The organism is Dietzia sp. DQ11-44, assembly GCF_014145205.1.
Lineage (GTDB): Bacteria > Actinomycetota > Actinomycetes > Mycobacteriales > Mycobacteriaceae > Dietzia > Dietzia natronolimnaea.
In genome coordinates this window covers 1-15452 of the sequence record NZ_JAALEC010000043.1, presented here as the reverse complement: position 1 = coordinate 15452, position 15452 = coordinate 1, and the positions used below count along the sequence as shown (strand labels likewise).

At 70.5% G+C, this 15452-nt stretch carries 14 protein-coding genes; 5 read left to right on the top strand and 9 right to left on the bottom strand.

The annotated features are described in order from the left end of the window. The first annotated feature begins 56 nt into the window (after nucleotides 1-56). The 3 genes from gcvP (at nucleotide 57) to G6018_RS01350 (ending at nucleotide 4686) form a co-directional block, all read left to right on the top strand. Nucleotides 57-2951: an aminomethyl-transferring glycine dehydrogenase gene (gene gcvP / locus G6018_RS01360; protein WP_095719000.1), complete on the top strand. Its 2895-nt coding sequence runs from the start codon at nucleotides 57-59 to the stop codon at nucleotides 2949-2951. 130 nt (nucleotides 2952-3081) lie between these two features. After that, nucleotides 3082-3825, top strand: coding sequence for a hypothetical protein (locus G6018_RS01355; protein ID WP_347237760.1), 744 nt, complete (start codon nucleotides 3082-3084; stop codon nucleotides 3823-3825). A 27-nt stretch (nucleotides 3826-3852) separates the two neighbouring features. Next, a complete protein-coding gene (locus G6018_RS01350) occupies nucleotides 3853-4686 on the top strand; it encodes an alpha/beta hydrolase (protein ID WP_182609310.1) in 834 nt (277 codons plus the stop codon). A 37-nt stretch (nucleotides 4687-4723) separates the two neighbouring features. Here G6018_RS01350 and G6018_RS01345 read toward each other — a convergent pair whose 3' ends face one another. Next, nucleotides 4724-6280: a fatty acyl-CoA synthetase gene (locus G6018_RS01345; RefSeq protein ID WP_182609309.1), complete on the bottom strand. Its 1557-nt coding sequence runs from the start codon at nucleotides 6278-6280 to the stop codon at nucleotides 4724-4726. A gap of 29 nt (nucleotides 6281-6309) precedes the next feature. Then, a complete protein-coding gene (locus G6018_RS01340) occupies nucleotides 6310-6558 on the bottom strand; it encodes a hypothetical protein (protein WP_179525196.1) in 249 nt (82 codons plus the stop codon). Between the two features lie 73 nt (nucleotides 6559-6631). Here G6018_RS01340 and G6018_RS01335 point away from each other — a divergent pair, with 73 nt between their 5' ends. Then, complete coding sequence (locus tag G6018_RS01335) at nucleotides 6632-7009, top strand: YchJ family metal-binding protein (RefSeq protein ID WP_179525197.1); 378 nt, start codon at nucleotides 6632-6634, stop codon at nucleotides 7007-7009. 3 nt (nucleotides 7010-7012) lie between these two features. On the opposite strand, the gene G6018_RS01330 is transcribed toward G6018_RS01335, so the two are convergent. The 7 genes from G6018_RS01330 to G6018_RS01300 all read right to left on the bottom strand — a co-directional run bounded on the left by G6018_RS01330 (nucleotide 7013) and on the right by G6018_RS01300 (nucleotide 14180). Continuing rightward, nucleotides 7013-7555: a hypothetical protein gene (locus G6018_RS01330; protein ID WP_095719006.1), complete on the bottom strand. Its 543-nt coding sequence runs from the start codon at nucleotides 7553-7555 to the stop codon at nucleotides 7013-7015. Nucleotides 7556-7612: 57 nt separating this feature from the next. Next, the gene (locus tag G6018_RS01325) at nucleotides 7613-8551 is read right to left on the bottom strand and encodes a hypothetical protein (protein ID WP_179525198.1); all 939 of its coding nucleotides are present in this window, start codon (nucleotides 8549-8551) and stop codon (nucleotides 7613-7615) included. Nucleotides 8552-8614: 63 nt separating this feature from the next. Next, complete coding sequence (locus G6018_RS01320; protein ID WP_182616409.1) at nucleotides 8615-9430, bottom strand: NUDIX hydrolase; 816 nt, start codon at nucleotides 9428-9430, stop codon at nucleotides 8615-8617. Nucleotides 9431-9490: 60 nt separating this feature from the next. Beyond that, nucleotides 9491-10117, bottom strand: a complete 627-nt coding sequence (locus G6018_RS01315) for a TetR/AcrR family transcriptional regulator (RefSeq protein WP_179525200.1) — start codon at nucleotides 10115-10117, stop codon at nucleotides 9491-9493. Further along, nucleotides 10114-10572 (bottom strand): DUF3817 domain-containing protein, encoded by a 459-nt coding sequence (locus G6018_RS01310; RefSeq protein WP_179525201.1) that lies wholly within the window; start codon nucleotides 10570-10572, stop codon nucleotides 10114-10116. The genes G6018_RS01315 and G6018_RS01310 overlap by 4 nt, the downstream gene beginning before the upstream one ends. Before the next feature lie 84 nt (nucleotides 10573-10656). Continuing rightward, nucleotides 10657-13203 (bottom strand): DEAD/DEAH box helicase, encoded by a 2547-nt coding sequence (locus G6018_RS01305; protein WP_182609307.1) that lies wholly within the window; start codon nucleotides 13201-13203, stop codon nucleotides 10657-10659. A gap of 41 nt (nucleotides 13204-13244) precedes the next feature. Then, nucleotides 13245-14180 carry a PAC2 family protein gene (locus G6018_RS01300; protein WP_179525203.1) on the bottom strand — a complete coding sequence of 312 codons (936 nt, stop codon included), beginning with the start codon at nucleotides 14178-14180 and terminating at the stop codon, nucleotides 13245-13247. 266 nt (nucleotides 14181-14446) lie between these two features. On the opposite strand from G6018_RS01300, the gene G6018_RS01295 reads away from it, so the two are divergent. Then, a partial coding sequence (locus G6018_RS01295) for a DUF4192 family protein (protein WP_182638526.1) occupies nucleotides 14447-15452 on the top strand: 1006 nt, incomplete at its 3' end.

Genomic DNA, 15452 nt, shown 5'->3' with positions numbered 1-15452 from the left:
GTAGCACCGGCCCGCAGGCCGCCCGTCCGGGCGGCCCCGCCCTTCGAGGAGCACCTGTGACGACGACCCCGCACACCGCCCGGACCGGAGGCGAGTTCGTCGCCCGCCATCTGGGACCCGACGCCGACGGCCTGGCCCACATCCTGCGGACCATCGGCGTGGACTCGCTCGACGAGCTCGCCGAGCGCGCGTTCCCGTCGGTCATCCTCGACGAGGTGGGTCCCGACGGCCGGGCAGCGGGCATCGACGCGCTGCCCGAGCCCCTGTCCGAGTCCGACACGCTCGCCGCGCTGCGCGTGCTCGCCGACCGGAACGAGGTCGCGGTCTCCATGATCGGGCAGGGGTACTACGACACGCTCACCCCGGCCGTGATCCGCCGCAACGTCGTCGAGAGCCCCGCCTGGTACACGGGGTACACCCCCTACCAGCCGGAGATCAGCCAGGGCCGACTCGAGGCTCTTCTCAACTTCCAGACCATGGTCGCCGACCTCACCGGCATGGACATGGCGGGCGCCTCGATGCTGGACGAGGGGACCGCGGCCGCCGAGGCCATGACGATGCTCCGCAGGGCCAACCGGTCCTCGAAGAGCCCCCGCTTCGCGGTCGACACTGACGTCTTCGGACAGACCGCCGCCATCCTCGCCACCCGCGCCGAGCCGCTGGGTATCGAGATCGTCACCGCGAACCTGATCGACGACGGGTTGCCGGAGGGCGACTTCTTCGGAGCACTCGTGCAGACGCCGGGTGCCTCGGGCCGCGTCGCCGACGTCGCCGGGCTGATCGACCAGTGCCACGACCGGGGAGTCCTCGTGGCGGCGGGCGTCGACCTGCTCGCCGCGACCGTCCTCACCCCGGCCGGGGACAAGGGTGCGGACGCCTGCTTCGGCTCGTCCCAGCGCTTCGGTGTCCCGATGGGCTTCGGTGGCCCCCACGCCGGCTTCCTCTCCTGTCGCACCGCCCACGCCCGCAACCTCCCGGGCCGCCTCGTGGGCGTGTCGACGGACGCCGACGGTCGGCCGGCCTACCGGCTGGCGCTGCAGACCCGCGAGCAGCACATCCGCCGCGACAAGGCCACGTCCAACATCTGCACCGCTCAGGTCCTGCTCGCGGTGGTCGCCGCGATGTACGCCTCGTACCACGGAGCGGAGGGCCTGGCGGCGATCGCCCGGCGCGTGCATTCCCATGCCGCGGTCCTGGCCGACGGCCTCGTCGCCGCGGGTGTCCAGGTCGTCCACGCCGACTTCTTCGACACCGTCTTGGCCAGGGTGCCCGGCCGTGCCTCCGAGGTGCTCGCCGCCGCCGCCGAGCGGGGGGTGAACCTGTGGAGGGTCGACGACGACCACGTGTCCGTCTCCTGCGACGAGGCCACCACCGGGGACCACCTCGCGCTCGTCCTCGAGGCGTTCGGCGGTGACGTCGCCGACATCGCGGACGCCGGACAGCTGGAGATCCTCGTCGATCCCGCCTACGGCGACCGGACCTCGCGCTTCCTCCAGCACGAGGCGTTCGTCAGGTACCGGACCGAGACCGCGATGCTGCGGTACCTGCGCGCCCTCGCGGACAAGGACCTGGCGCTGGACCGCACCATGATCCCGCTGGGTTCCTGCACCATGAAGCTCAACGCCACCACGGAGATGGAGCCCATCACGTGGCCCGAGTTCGCGGGCCTCCACCCCTTCGCACCGGTCGAGCAGACCCGAGGGATCCGCCGGCTCGTGGCCGACGTGGAGCAGTGGCTCGTCGACATCACCGGCTACGCCGCGGTGAGTCTGCAGCCCAACGCGGGCAGCCAGGGGGAGTACGCGGGCCTGCTGGCGATCCGGCAGTACCACCGCTCCCGCGGCGACGAGGATCGCAGGGTGTGCCTCATCCCGTCCTCGGCTCACGGGACCAACGCCGCGTCCGCGGTGATGGCGGGGATGAAGGTCGTCGTCGTCGGATGTCGACCCAACGGGGACGTCGACGTCGACGATCTCCGCGAGAAGGTCGGCCGGCACGCGGCCGAGCTGTCGGCGATCATGATCACCTACCCCTCGACCCACGGGGTGTACGAGCACGACATCGAGGAGATCTGCGCGATCGTCCACGACGCCGGGGGACAGGTCTACATCGACGGGGCCAACCTCAACGCGCTCGTGGGTGTCGCCCGTCCGGGGCGGTTCGGTGGCGACGTGAGCCACCTCAACCTGCACAAGACCTTCTGCATCCCGCACGGTGGTGGCGGTCCCGGGGTCGGCCCGGTCGCGGTGGCCGAGCACCTGCGCGAGTTCCTGCCCGGCCACCCCTACGAGGAGGGTCTCGGTTCGGGCGCGGTGGTCTCGGCCGCCGCCTTCGGATCCGCCTCGATCCTCCCCATCACGTGGGCCTACGTCCGCATGATGGGCGCGGACGGGCTGCGTCGTGCCACCCTCACCGCGATCGCGAGTGCCAACTACCTGGCCCGGCGGATCGGCCCGGACTTCCCGGTGCTGTACTCCGGGGACGGCGGGTGGGTGGCGCACGAGTGCATCCTCGACCTCCGGCCGCTCATCGACTCGGTCGGCATCTCGATCGACGACGTGGCCAAGAGGCTGGCGGATTACGGTTTCCACGCGCCCACGATGAGCTTCCCGGTGCCCAACACGCTCATGGTGGAGCCCACCGAGAGTGAGGACCTGGCCGAGCTGGATGCCTTCTGTGACGCGATGGCCGCGATCCGCGCCGAGATCGACCGGGTCGCCTCGGGAGAGTGGACCGTGGAGGACAATCCGCTGCGCGGGGCTCCCCACACCGCCGAGAGCGTCTCCGCCGACGAGTGGGAGCACGCCTACCCGCGCAGCCTGGCGGGCTACCCGCTGGGATCGGAGTGGCGCCCCAAGGTCTGGCCCGCGGTGCGGCGGATCGACGGCGCGTACGGCGACCGCAATCTGGTGTGTTCCTGCCCTCCGCTGGACGCGTTCGCCGAGGACTGAGGCGCAGGGGGCCGGCGTTGTCGTACCCGCGTGACACCGTGCGGGCATGACGACGACCGGTTCCCGTCCCGTTCCAGATCTCCCCTCTTCGTGCTTGACGTGGTGTCGCGCCCAGCCTCCGGCACTGCTGGTGGCGGACGAATACGTGGAGGTCGACCTCGACCTGTGGAACCTCAGGCTGGCGGAGCGAGGGGTCGACCTCCGGCTGGTCGCCGGTGGGCCCGACGGCGGCCGGGTCGAGTCCGGGTCCGGATACCTCCGCAGGAGTGACCTCTGGGCAGCGGGCCGCAGGGCTCGGGGCAGCCTGGAGGAGTCCGTGGTCGCGCTCTACATGTGTGCGGCCTGGCTCGCCGGGCACCCGCAGCGATCGGGCGTCCGCAGGGGTCTGCCGGACTTCCGTGTACCGGAGCGCGACCGCTCCGCGTGGCGCTCGGTGTCACCTCACGGATATCCCCTGGTCCTGCACGAGGTGGCGGACTGGTTGGACGCCCCGGCGGAGGCCATGAACCTGCTCCGCAACGGCGCGCCGTACGGCAGGGCTGGCAGGGGGGTGCCCGATCTCGGGTTCCCGCTCGCCTCGCTCTATCTGTCGTCCCTGGGAATGGCGTGGTCGGACCAGACCATCGTTCCCGTCGATTCGGCCGGGATCGCCACGCTGGTCCACGCGGGATGGACCGAGATCGACTCGCTCGGTCGCATGACGCCACGCCGGTATCAGCGGTATCTGGACGTGATCTCCGCGTGGGCGGACGAGGCCGCTGTCGACCCGCTCGTGGTCGAGATGTGGGTGGTGCGCGACTGGCATGACCGGCGCTCGATGGTCGCGCAGTCGGGGTCGTCCGCGGAGAGTCCGCGCGGCGGCCGCCCGCGGTGAACCAGCGGAGAAGATAGTGTCCGCTCCATGGAACCGCAGAGCATGACCGTCGACATCCCGGCCGGCACCCTCGACGTACTGGACTGGCGTACCACCGGGCCCGAGCGCGGGACCGTGTTGGCGTTGCACGGCTTCCCGGAATCCCCGTGGGAGTGGGAGGCGGTCGCCGGGGTGCTGACGCAGCAGGGACTCAGGGTCGTCGCTCCGGCCCAGCGGGGGTACTCGGCCGGTGCACGCCCGGACGACGTCGGGGCCTATGCGATCGAGCACCTGAGCGCGGACGCCCTGGCGATCGTCGACCATTTCGGTCTGGAGACGGTGCACGTGCTCGGCCACGACTGGGGGGCATCGGTCGCATGGTGGCTCGCCGCCCACCACCCCGGGCGGGTGTCGAGCCTGACGGTGGTGTCCGTCCCCCACCTGTCGGCCTTCGCGTGGGCTCTGCAGTCCGACCCGGACCAGCAGGCCCGATCGGCCTACTTCGCCCTCTTCCGCCAGGAGGGGAAAGCCGAGGACGTCCTGCTCGAGGACGGAGCCCGACGTCTGCGGGCGATGTTCGACGAGCACGTGTCTGACGAGCTCATCGCCAAGCACCTCGAGGTGGTCGGCACGCGGGCGGGGCTGACGGGAGCGCTCAACTGGTACCGCGCGATGCGGCGGTACGACCTGCCCGACGTGTCGGTCCCCACGACCTATCTGTGGGGGGAGGACGACCCAGCGATCGGGCGCTCCGGTGCCGAGGCCACCGCCTCCCGGATGGCGGGGGAGTACCGCTTCGTCCCGCTGGCGGGCATGGGGCACTGGCTCCCCGAACAAGCCCCCGAGGTGGTGGCCGCGGAGGTCCTGGACAGGATCGGCTGACGCCGGAGACCCGGGTGGGTCGGGCACGGTCCCGGTGTCAGGACTGGCGCAGTTCCCGCTTGAGGAGCTTGCCCGACTGGTTCCGGGGCAGTTCGTCCACGAAGACGACCCGCTTCGGCACCTTGAACGGCGCGAGATGGGCGCGGGTGCCGTCGATGATCTCGGATTCGGTGGCGTGGACGTCGTCCCTGAGGACCACGATCGCGGTGACGGCCTCGATCCACTTGTCGTCCGGTGTGCCGATCACGGCCACCTCCGCCACGCGCTCATCCTGGTAGACCGCGTCCTCGACCTCCCGGGACGCCACGAGGACACCACCGGTGTTGATGACGTCCTTGATGCGGTCGACGACCTCGATGAACCCCTCCGGGTCGCGCACCACCAGGTCGCCGGAGTGGAACCACCCGTCGCGGAACGCCTCGGCGGTGGCGTCCGGCTTGTTCCAGTAACCCGTGCACAACTGCGGAGACCGGTAGACCACCTCGCCCCGCTCGCCGTCCGCGACCTCTGCGCCCGTCTCGTCGACGACGCGGGCGTCCACGAAGAACACCGGTCGGCCGGCGCTCGCCGGGCGGGCGTCATGCTCCTCCGGGCGCAGGACGGTGGCCAGTGGGCCGATCTCCGACTGTCCGAAGCAGTTGTAGAACCCGAGGTCGGGATACGTGCCGCGCAGGCGCTGGAGCACCGTCACCGGCATGATCGAGGCGCCGTACTGGGCCTTGCGCAGACTCGACAGGTCCCGGGACTCCAGGTCCGGATGTGAGGCCAACGGCACCCACACCGTCGGCGCGAGGAAGAGCGAGCCGATCCTGTCGACCTCGACCCGGCGGAGGATCTCGGTGATGTCCGGGGCGGCCATGAGGTGCACCGTCGCCCCCAGGGAGAGGTAGGGGAGCGCGAACACGTGCATCGCGGCCGAGTGGTAGAGCGGCATGGTCACCAGCGGCTCGTCGTCCGCGGTCAGGTCCAGGGCGAGAATGCAGCTCACGTACTCGTGGACGAGCGCGGAATGGGTCATCATCGCGCCCTTGGGGCGTGAGGTCGTCCCCGAGGTGTAGAGGAGTTGGGCCAGATCGTCGCCGGTGGAGGGGGACTGCACCGGGGTACACGGGGAGTCGTCCGTCGCCGAACCCAGAACGGTGCCGTCCGCGGTCTCCCCCTCACGGGGCAGCAGCGGCAGGGAGCGCAGCCCCGGCATGGTCTCGAGTACGTCCGACAACGTGGCGGCCTGTGCCGGGTCCACCAGGACCAGGGACGCCCCCGAGTCGGTCAACAGGTACTCGAGTTCGCCGCCGGTCAGGGCGTAGTTGACGGGCACGTGTGTGAACCCGGCGCGGGAGGTGGCGAGGAAGCCGATGAGATAGGCATCGGAGTTGACCCCGTAGCCGGCAACCCGGGCGCCGTTCTCGAGGCCCTGGCCGGCGAGGGTCGTGGCCACCCGGTCGACCGCGGAGTCCAGCGCCGCGTAGGTCCACCGGCGTTCGGCGAAGGTGAGTGCCACGCGGTCGGGGAACCGGGCCGCCGCCCGGCGCAGGACGGCGTCGACCGTCGCGGAACTCACGGCGGGACCGGGGAATCGAGGGGGTGTGGTCATCGTCTCAGCCTAGAGGTCAGCCGGCGAGGTCATGGTTCGGCGGCGACGATCTCCAACACCTCCGGGGGGACCGCCCCGTTGCTGTCCCGCGGGGTCCAGTGCTCGCTCGGGACCCACTGGGATCCGCACCCTCGGCACGCGAACATGGGCTCACCGCGGCGCTCCACGGGGGTCCTCGTCCACTCGCACAGGTCGCGGCACGAGCGGACCCGTAGGGGGACGCCGTCGGGATCGGGCTGTCGCCGGGGCCGGAAGGGCAGTGCACGGAAGCTGGACATCTCTGGGCTTGAGGATAACCGGTCGTCGTGTGGGTAGCCTGATCGCGGATGCGGGTGGACGGAGGAGGGCGACGTGAACGCATGTCCCTGCGAGAGCAGGCGCCCGTTCGATCGCTGCTGCGGACCGCTCGTCGAGGATGGTGTCCCGGCCGAGACCGCGGAGCAACTGATGAGATCGCGGTACACGGCCTTCGTTCTGGGTCGGGAGGACCACCTCTGGCGCACCTGGAGCCCGCGGACGCGGCCGGCCCGGGTGGAGGCAGGTGACGTCGAGTGGACCGGCCTCGCGATCCTCGACGTGGTTGCCGGTGGCCCCGCCGACCGGACCGGGACCGTCGAGTTCGAGGCCCGGTATGTCGGGCCCGAGGGCCCCGGTGTCATGCGCGAGCGATCGGCGTTCGAGCGCAGAGGTGGTCGATGGACGTATCTCGAGGGCACGGGATCGTCCTGAGTCCTAGGTGGCGGTCGGGTCTTCCGGCTGGCGGGTCACGGTGACCGAACCGATCGTCCTCGGGGCGGTCACGTCGATGCGCCCGATACGGTTCCCTCGGGGCATCGTCCAGGCGACCATCCCCCGGATCTCCTCGCCGGGAAAGCTCAGAACCGAGGGCACGAGTGGGTCCTCGACCGTCCCCGCGGGGTTCTCGATCCGCTCGAACGGTCGCCCCGACGGGTCGAAGGCCGAGAAGTCCTCCGGGCCCAGTTCCGGCTGACCGGATGCCTGCACCGCGCGGACGTCAACCACCACGACCGCGTCCGAGTACGTGGTCGAGGGCACGATGCGGAGGTCGGACAGGGTCACGGTGGCGTCCCACGATTCTCCGGCCACGGGGAACGGCCTGTCGAACTGCTGCGACGAGGGCAGGGGTCCGGACTGCTGGGCGGTCGGGACGGGGACGCCCGCGGAGTCGTCATCGCCGAACAGGGAGGCCGGTGAACAACCCGACGTGGAGACGGCCGCGGTCACGATCACTGCAGCGAGGACGGCGCGACGCATGTAGGCGCTCCTGGGGCGAGTTCTCACACCGGGCCCGTCCCGGCACGGTCTCAGATCCTACTGCTCACCGGGACGGTGGTCATCGGAGGCGCGCAGGTCACGCCATCGTCTGCCCGCGACCCGGTGCGCGAGGTCCGAGTAGACGTCGTCGAGTTCGGCGGAGATCTCGGCCAACTGGATCTTGAAGTTGACCGGGACGAACACCCGGTCGACGAACTCCGCCTCGGCGGAGATCGTCTGGCCGTCGAACACGTACCTGCACCACAGCGAGTCCCGGTTGAGGATCGCGACCTCGGTCTCCGCGGCCGCGGGATCCTCCACGGAGGACACGAGTGGGCTCCGGAACACGACGAGGGGGAGCGAGCGGTGCGCACGGACGAACAGCAGCACACACCCGGCGGGAACGGTGAACACGTCATGCTCGTCGGGTGTGACCCGACGCTCGTAGACCTCCGACAGAGCCGACTGTAGTGCTCTGGTCGCCTCGTCCGGGGTCGCGATGGGCTGCGACCGGAAGTCGGCGTCCGCCGACACGGGTTCACCCGAACCGGCCCCGGTCGCGTCCTCCGGATCGGACACGTCATGGAGGAATACCGGGTGGGGGATCCCGAAGACGCGCTCCATCGTGCCGGCGACCAGGTGCGCCACCTCGGGTGCACGGTTTACCGGGAACGTGAGGTCCGCCCCCGGAGCACCCTGGTCGGTCGGGCGCCGGAGCGCCCAACCGAGGGCCATGAGTTGGTCGAGCCGGACGGGCCCCAGCGGCTCCGGCGAATCCTCGGACCCGCCGCCGGAGACCTCCGCGTGGACGCTGCCGCCGCCGGTGGCGGTGAAACGCACGTACGGGGTGCGGGTGGACGGCGACCCGAGGACGGGAACGGCCAGGTCGAACGTGGCTCCCGGGACGAGGTCACGCAGTAGTCCGGCCAGGCGGGTCGCGAAGCGGTTCCACCCGGCAGCGATCGACGCGTCCACGTCGAACTCGAAATCCCGCATGAGTGGCAGTCAACCACCGCACAGCCGAGCACGTCGGTACTTCGGGATGTCCGGTGGGAGTGATCAGCTCCCCGCCTCCGGCCGGCCCGCCTGGTAGTCGGACCAGTACTCGTCCGAACCGTCGAAGCGCACGCGCACCCCGCCACGGTGCTCGACGACCTCCGGCTGGACGGGAACGATCCTGCGCTCGGAGTCCAGTGCTGCCGCGACGTCGGGGAACCCGGCGAGGACGCGGAGTTGGGTCCACGTCGGGGGGAGGAGCATGGACCGGCCGGCACGGAAGTCCTCGAGGAGGTCGACGGGGCGGGCCCACATGGTCAGGTCGACCTCGGTCGTGAGGTCATCCGGTTCCTGTCCCTCCGGTAGCGCGGCGAGGAAGAACCTCGTGTCGTACCTCCGCGATTCCACCGAGGGCGTGATCCAGTGGTCGTAGGGGCGGAGTCTGCCCGCCGCGAGTGAGAGATCCTCGTCGGCGAGGAACGCGCTGAAGGTCAGCCGGTGGCTCTCGAGCTCCTCGCGGCTCGAGTGGTACCGGCCGGCGTCCGCGACCGGGGAGCCGTCGAGGTGGTCGGCGAGGAGGACGCCACATTCCTCGAAGGTCTCCCGCGCCGCCGCGCACACCAACCGGCGCGCTCGAGGCACGTCGCAGTCGAACCGCTCGGCCCACCACGCGGGCGCGGGGCCGGACCAGGCGACATCCGGATCGTCGTCCGAGGCGTCCACGCCCCCGCCCGGGAACACCGTCATGCCGCCGGCGAACGCCATCCCGCGGACGCGGCGTGCGACGAACACCTCGGGTCCGCGATCGGAGTCCCGCATCACCATCACGGTGGACGCGTCCTTGATCGGGCGGGCGGTGGGGTCGTTGCCTTCGGTCATGCGGACAAGTCTCACCCGGCGCGGTGGAGGACGGTTCGTCGGGGTGGCCGGACGGCGCCGTCAGTACGTGCTGTCGGAGGACACCCGACGTGCCAGCACTCCGTGCAGGACACGATCGACGTGCTCGCGGAGGTCGGCTCGGTGGTCGCGACCGGGCGACCGGTCGATCCCCGAACGGACGATGCTCATGTACAGGACGTCGAAGACGGTCTGGGCGGGACCGTCGAGGTCCTCCGCCTCCGGTGCCCGCGGGGAGTGCCGGGCGAGCACGAGTCCGATGATGCCCCGGAGTTCCCCGAGGATGCGCTGCGCCTCCGCCCGGTGCGGGCCGGGTTCCCCGAAGACCGTCTCGCGGTGGTAGGCGACGATGTTCTCCGGCTGGTTCTCGAGGGCGGAGAACAGGGGGTCGCACAGTGTGACCAGATCCTCGACGGGGTCCCCGGTATCCGGGACGGTCTCGACCATGGCGCGGAACTCCTCGTTGGCCACCATGCACAGGAGCTCGCCCTTCGACTGGGCGTACCTGAACAGTGTCCCGGTGCCGACCTCCGCCTGATCGGCCACCTCCTGGGTGGTGACCGACGAGTACCCGTTGCGGAAGAACAGGTCGCGGGCGGCGGCCAGTATCCGGCGTTGCTTGTCCGCCTTGTTCAGCTCCCGGCGTCCCGGCTCACGGGCTAGGGTCACGAGAACCACTCGGTGGGCTTGCCCGCCACCAGGAGGAGCGAGAAGACCACGGCCACCACGATGAGGGTCACCACCAGCGCGACGACCGGGGACCGGAGCGCGAAGGCCAGCGTGCGCTCGGCGAGGGTGCGCGACTGTTCGCCTCCGGGCCCGAGCCGCCAGTGTCCCTCAAGCAGCCCGCGGCGCTCGACGGACCTCTCGAACGGCACGGTGGCGTAGGGGATGACCGCGGACGCCAGGCCCATCAGGCCGGTCCCCGCCGACCAGCGCTTGTCCGTCCAGACCGCGATCGTCGCCACGGTGTAGCACAGGAACACGAAACCGTGGATGCTGCCACCGACCGTGGTGGCCCAGTCGAGACCGAACCCGTACTTGCCGACCATGCCCAGGATCAGCAGCGTCCACGTGATCACCTCCGCGAGCGCGAGCCTCTTGTACAGGATGCGGGGGGTCACAGATGTCCTCCAGGGGTCGGATCGGTGTTCGTCGGTCATCGTACGGACACCGGAACCGCGGCCCGGTTCAGCCTCCCCGCTGCGTCACCCCGCGAGGGTCAGCGACGCGAACCGGACCTCGCCCGCCTCGTCGCTGGCGCCGAGGTCCACGACACCCTCGACGGCCCAGCCGTGGTCGTTCTCCGGATCGTCGAGCACCTGCCGGACCCTCCAGGTCCCCGGCTCCACCCCGTCGCCCGATTCGGTGACGGAGAAGAGGGCGGGTCCGCGCGCCGCGGGCCCGGTTCCGATCGCGTCGTACTCGTCCCAGTACGCATCGATCTCGGTGTCCCAGTCGGGATGGAGCGGGACGTCGGCGTCGAGTTGCACCAAGGTGTCGATGTCGTCTCGCGACAGGAGCTCCACGCGGCGGAACATCGCGTTGCGGACCATCACCCGGAACGCCCGCGAGTTGGCGGTGACGGGCCGGGTGGTGCCGCTCGACTGACCGAAGGCGAGCTCGGCCACCTGGTCCGGGGAGACCTCGGGGTCGGTGAGCAGTTCCCACTCGTCCAGCAGGCTCGAGTCGACCTGGCGGACGAGTTCCCCGAGCCATTCGACCAGGTCGTCGAACTCGTCGGTCCGCAGGTCGGCCGGAACGGTCTGCCGCAGCGCACGGTAGGCGTCGGTGAGGTAGCGCAGGACGGAACCCTCCGACCGGCTGAGTCCGTACGCGGAGACCAGATCGGAGAAGGTCATCCCCCGCTCGACCATCTCGCGGACGACCGACTTCGGGGAGGGCTCGACCCCCGCCACCCACGGGTGCCCGGCCCGGTAGGCGTCGTAGGCGTCCGCGATGAGGTCGCCGAGGGGTGTGGGCCACGAGATGTCCTCGACCAGCTCCATCCGTTCCGAGTACTCCACCCCCTCTGCCTTGAGCGCCCCGATCGCCTCGCCGCGGGCGGCCCGCTGCTGTGCGTAGAGGATCGGGCGCGGGTCGTCGAGAACGGACTCGATCACCGAGACCAGATCCAGGACCGGGGTGGGGGAGTCGGGGTCGAGGACCTCCATCGCGGCGATCGCGAACGGGGCGAGGGGCTGGTTGAGCGCGAAGTCCCGTTGGAGGTCCACCGTCAGACGGACGTGCCGTCCGTCGTCGTCCGGCTCCGCCATCCTCTCGACGATGCCGGCGGTCTCGAGCCCGCGGAAGAGTTCGATCGAGCGCAGCACGTGCTGCCGGATCCGGGCCCGGGTCTCGTGCGAGGACAGCAGGAGGTGCCGCATGTGGGCGTAGCAGCTCCCCGGACGCGAGATCACGTTGAGCAGCATCGCGTTGTTGACCTCGAAGCGGCTGGTGAGCTGCTCGGGCTGGGCGCCGACGAGTTTGTCGAACGTCGAGCGGGACCAGTTGACGAACCCCTCCGGCGGCTTCTTCTTGGCCGACTTGCCCTTCTTCTTGGGGTTGGCGGCCGACTTGGCCGCGGCCTTGGCGTTCTCGACCTCGTGCTCGGGAGCCAGCACCACCACCAGACCCTCGGTATCGAACCCCGCTCGGCCCGCACGGCCGGCGATCTGGTGGAACTCCCGGGCCTTGAGGACACGTTGCCGGCGTCCGTCGAACTTGGTGAGCCCCGTGAACAGAACGGTCCGGATGGGGACATTGATACCGACGCCGAGGGTGTCGGTCCCACAGATGACGGTGAGCAACCCGTCCTGGGCGAGCCGTTCCACGAGGCGGCGGTACTTCGGGAGCATGCCGGCGTGGTGGACCCCGATTCCGTGCATGAGCAGCTTGCGCAGGTTCCGGCCGAACGCGGTCGTGAACCGGAATCCGCCGATCTCCTCGGCGATGGCGGCCTTGCGCTCCTTGGTGGCCACCGCCACCGAGGTCAGCGCCTGGGCCTGTTCCAGGGCCGAGGCCTGGGTGAAGTGGACGATGTAGACGGGTGCCTTGTCATCCCGGAGCAGGAGTTCGACCGACTCGTGGATACTGCGCAGTGCGTAGTCGAACGTCAGGGGGACAGGTCGCTCGGTGCCCCCGACCAGCGCGCACTCCCGTCCGGTCCGGGTACGGAGATCCTCGATCAGCCAGTCCACGTCGCCGAGCGTCGCCGACATCAGCAGGAACTGCGTGTCGGGGAGTTCGATGAGCGGGACCTGCCAGGCCCAGCCCCGATCGGGCTCGGAGTAGTAGTGGAACTCGTCCATCACCACCTGACCGATGTCCGCGGCGGCGCCCTCCCGGAGGGCGATGTTGGCCACGATCTCGGCGGTGGCACAGATGATCGGTGCGTCGGCGTTGACCGCGGCGTCACCGGTGAGCATCCCGACGTTCTCGGCGCCGAACACCGCGCACAGAGCGAAGAACTTCTCGCTGACGAGCGCCTTGATCGGCGCGGTGTAGTAGCTCCGCACCCCGCGGGCCATGGCGGAGAAGTGCGCCCCCAGGGCGACCAGCGACTTGCCCGACCCCGTCGGCGTGGCCAGGACGACATGGCTACCCGCCGCCACCTCGAGGACCGCCTCCTCCTGCGCCGGATAGAGCGTCAGGCCCTGGTCGGCGGCCCACGCCACGAAGGCGTCGAATACCGCCTCCTCCAGGAGGTCGGAGGGGACGTCGTCGAGGTCGGCGAGGAGTTCGGGCAGTTGCACCCTACCGAGCCTAGTCGCCCGGCCGCGACCGTCCGTCCGTGCTAGCGGGCGCGGGGCTCGTCGTCGCCGGTCTGCTCCGCGAGGAACCGCTCGAACTCGGCACCGATCTCGTCGCCGGAGGGCAGCGGTGTGCCGCCGGGGTTGAGCGAGTCGGAGCCGTGGCGGGACTCCATGAACTCGTCGTACTGCTTCTCCATCAGCTCCACGGCGGTCCGGATCTCCGGGCTGTCGGCGATCTGGGCGGTCACCTGTGCGGTGAAGTCCCGGGCGGCGGTCTCGAGCTCACCGGACGGCAGCTCCAGCTGGGAGATCTGGGCGATGTTGCCGACGAGGTTGAGGACCGCCGCGGGGTAGGCGGTCTGGGACAGGTACTGGGGTACGTGGACGGTGAAGCCCGCGGACGGGATGCCGTGCTCGGCCATCCGGAGCTCCAGCAGCGCGCTCACGTTCCCCGGGACGGAGAACTCCCCGGGCCACGCGGTGAAGCCACGGATGAGGTCGACGTCGCTGGCGTGTGCACTCGACTGGGTCGGGCGGGTGTGCGGTACCCCGAGGGGGATGGCGCCGAGACCGACCGACATCCGGGCCCCGAACGACCCGGCGAGGTCGATCACGGATTCGGTGAACCCGTCCCACCTCAGGTCCGGCTCCAGGCCGGAGAGCAGCAGGAAGAAGGTCCCGCCTGCGTCCTTGACCGCGTGCATCTGGATGGTCGGCTCCGAGTATCCGGCGAAGTGGTCGAAGGAGTACCGCACCTGCGGTCGACGCGAGCGGTAGTCCACCAGCTCATCCGCGTCGAACTCCACGATCAACTGGGAGTCCAGGCTCTCCTTGAGGTGTTCCGTGACGCCCTGGATCGCCTGGCCGGCGTCGGAGAAACCCTCCAACGCATGCACGAGCACCGGACCCTGTCCGGATTCCGATCGCAGATCGGGGACGGGCTCGATCAGTCGGTACAGATCGCTGTGCCTGGCCATGTCGACTCCTCTCGTCGCAACACCCCGAGCCGTCCGGTCCGGTCCGAACTGATCGTCCCACCGGGACGGGGTTTCTCCTCTTTGCCAACGACGGCGGGCCGCAGTTGATTCCCCACCGTGCCGCGGGCTCCACAGCGGGTCGCCCCCCGCGGATTTCCTCCGGGACACCGCAGGTGGAGTGTCAGAAAGTTGATCCGGTGCACCGGCACCCGCGGGCCGCCCTCGGCCGGGGAGCGGCCGCGAGACGACGAGACAGGTGGACGACGATGACCGCGAACGGACGGATCGGTGACGACGGTGTGGACGACCCTCGGACGGTGGTGATCTCCTCTCCGGAGGAGCTCATCGCGTCCATCCCGTCGATGTTGGGGTTCCCGCCGGGGCCCGGATCGGTGGTGGTGATATGCGGGCGGACCGCGGACGGTCACGCCGGGCCGGTCGTCAGGATGGATGTCGACGGCCTGCTCGGAGGTCCCGGATCGCCACCCGGGGAAGGAGACGGACGGGACGGTGCGGACGGACGGGACGGTGAGGACGGGCGGGGCGGTGCGGACGGGTGGGGCGGTGCGGAGGACTGCCGCTCCGGGGAGGGTGAGCCGTCACCGGTCGTGGCCGACGACGGTCCGGCTCGTGGGCTGGCCCGGTTCTGCTCGAGGGAGGGGGTGACCGACGTCCACCTGGTGGTGGTTCACGAGGACTGTGCGGACGGGCACTCCGCCGGTCTCCGCGCGGAGGACGCCGCCGCGGCGTTCGAGTACTGGTTGGGGCTGGCCGGGACGCAGGTCGTCGGCGCCTACGGGGTGGGCGAGTTCGCACACGGCTCGCCGTGGGTCGATCTGTTCGGGATGGTCCGGGGAACGCAGGTCGACCCGGACTCGACGGAGATCGCCGCGGTCCACGCGTTCGACGGGCGGGTCCGGGCCGGTTCGCGGGCAGAGATCGAGCGGCTGTACCAGGTGCGGGACCACGGGGCGTGTGACGACGATCCGCACGGTCGGGGACCCGCACGGCTGGAGGGGGCCCTCGAGGTGGACCGCGCGGTGAGGGCGCACGAGGACGCGGAACGCCGCCTGGAGGACGGGGAGGAACTCGACGACGACGAGTTGGCCGGGATCGGACGCGTCCTGCTGGACATCGCCGTGCGGGACGAGGTCTACCGGCGCCTGGCCCACCGGGGTCTGTGCGATCGCGACGGCCGCCGCCTGCTCTGGTGGTCGCTCGCGCGCCGCCGGCCGGGCCGCGAACGCTCGGTGGCGTTGCTGTTGTTGGGAG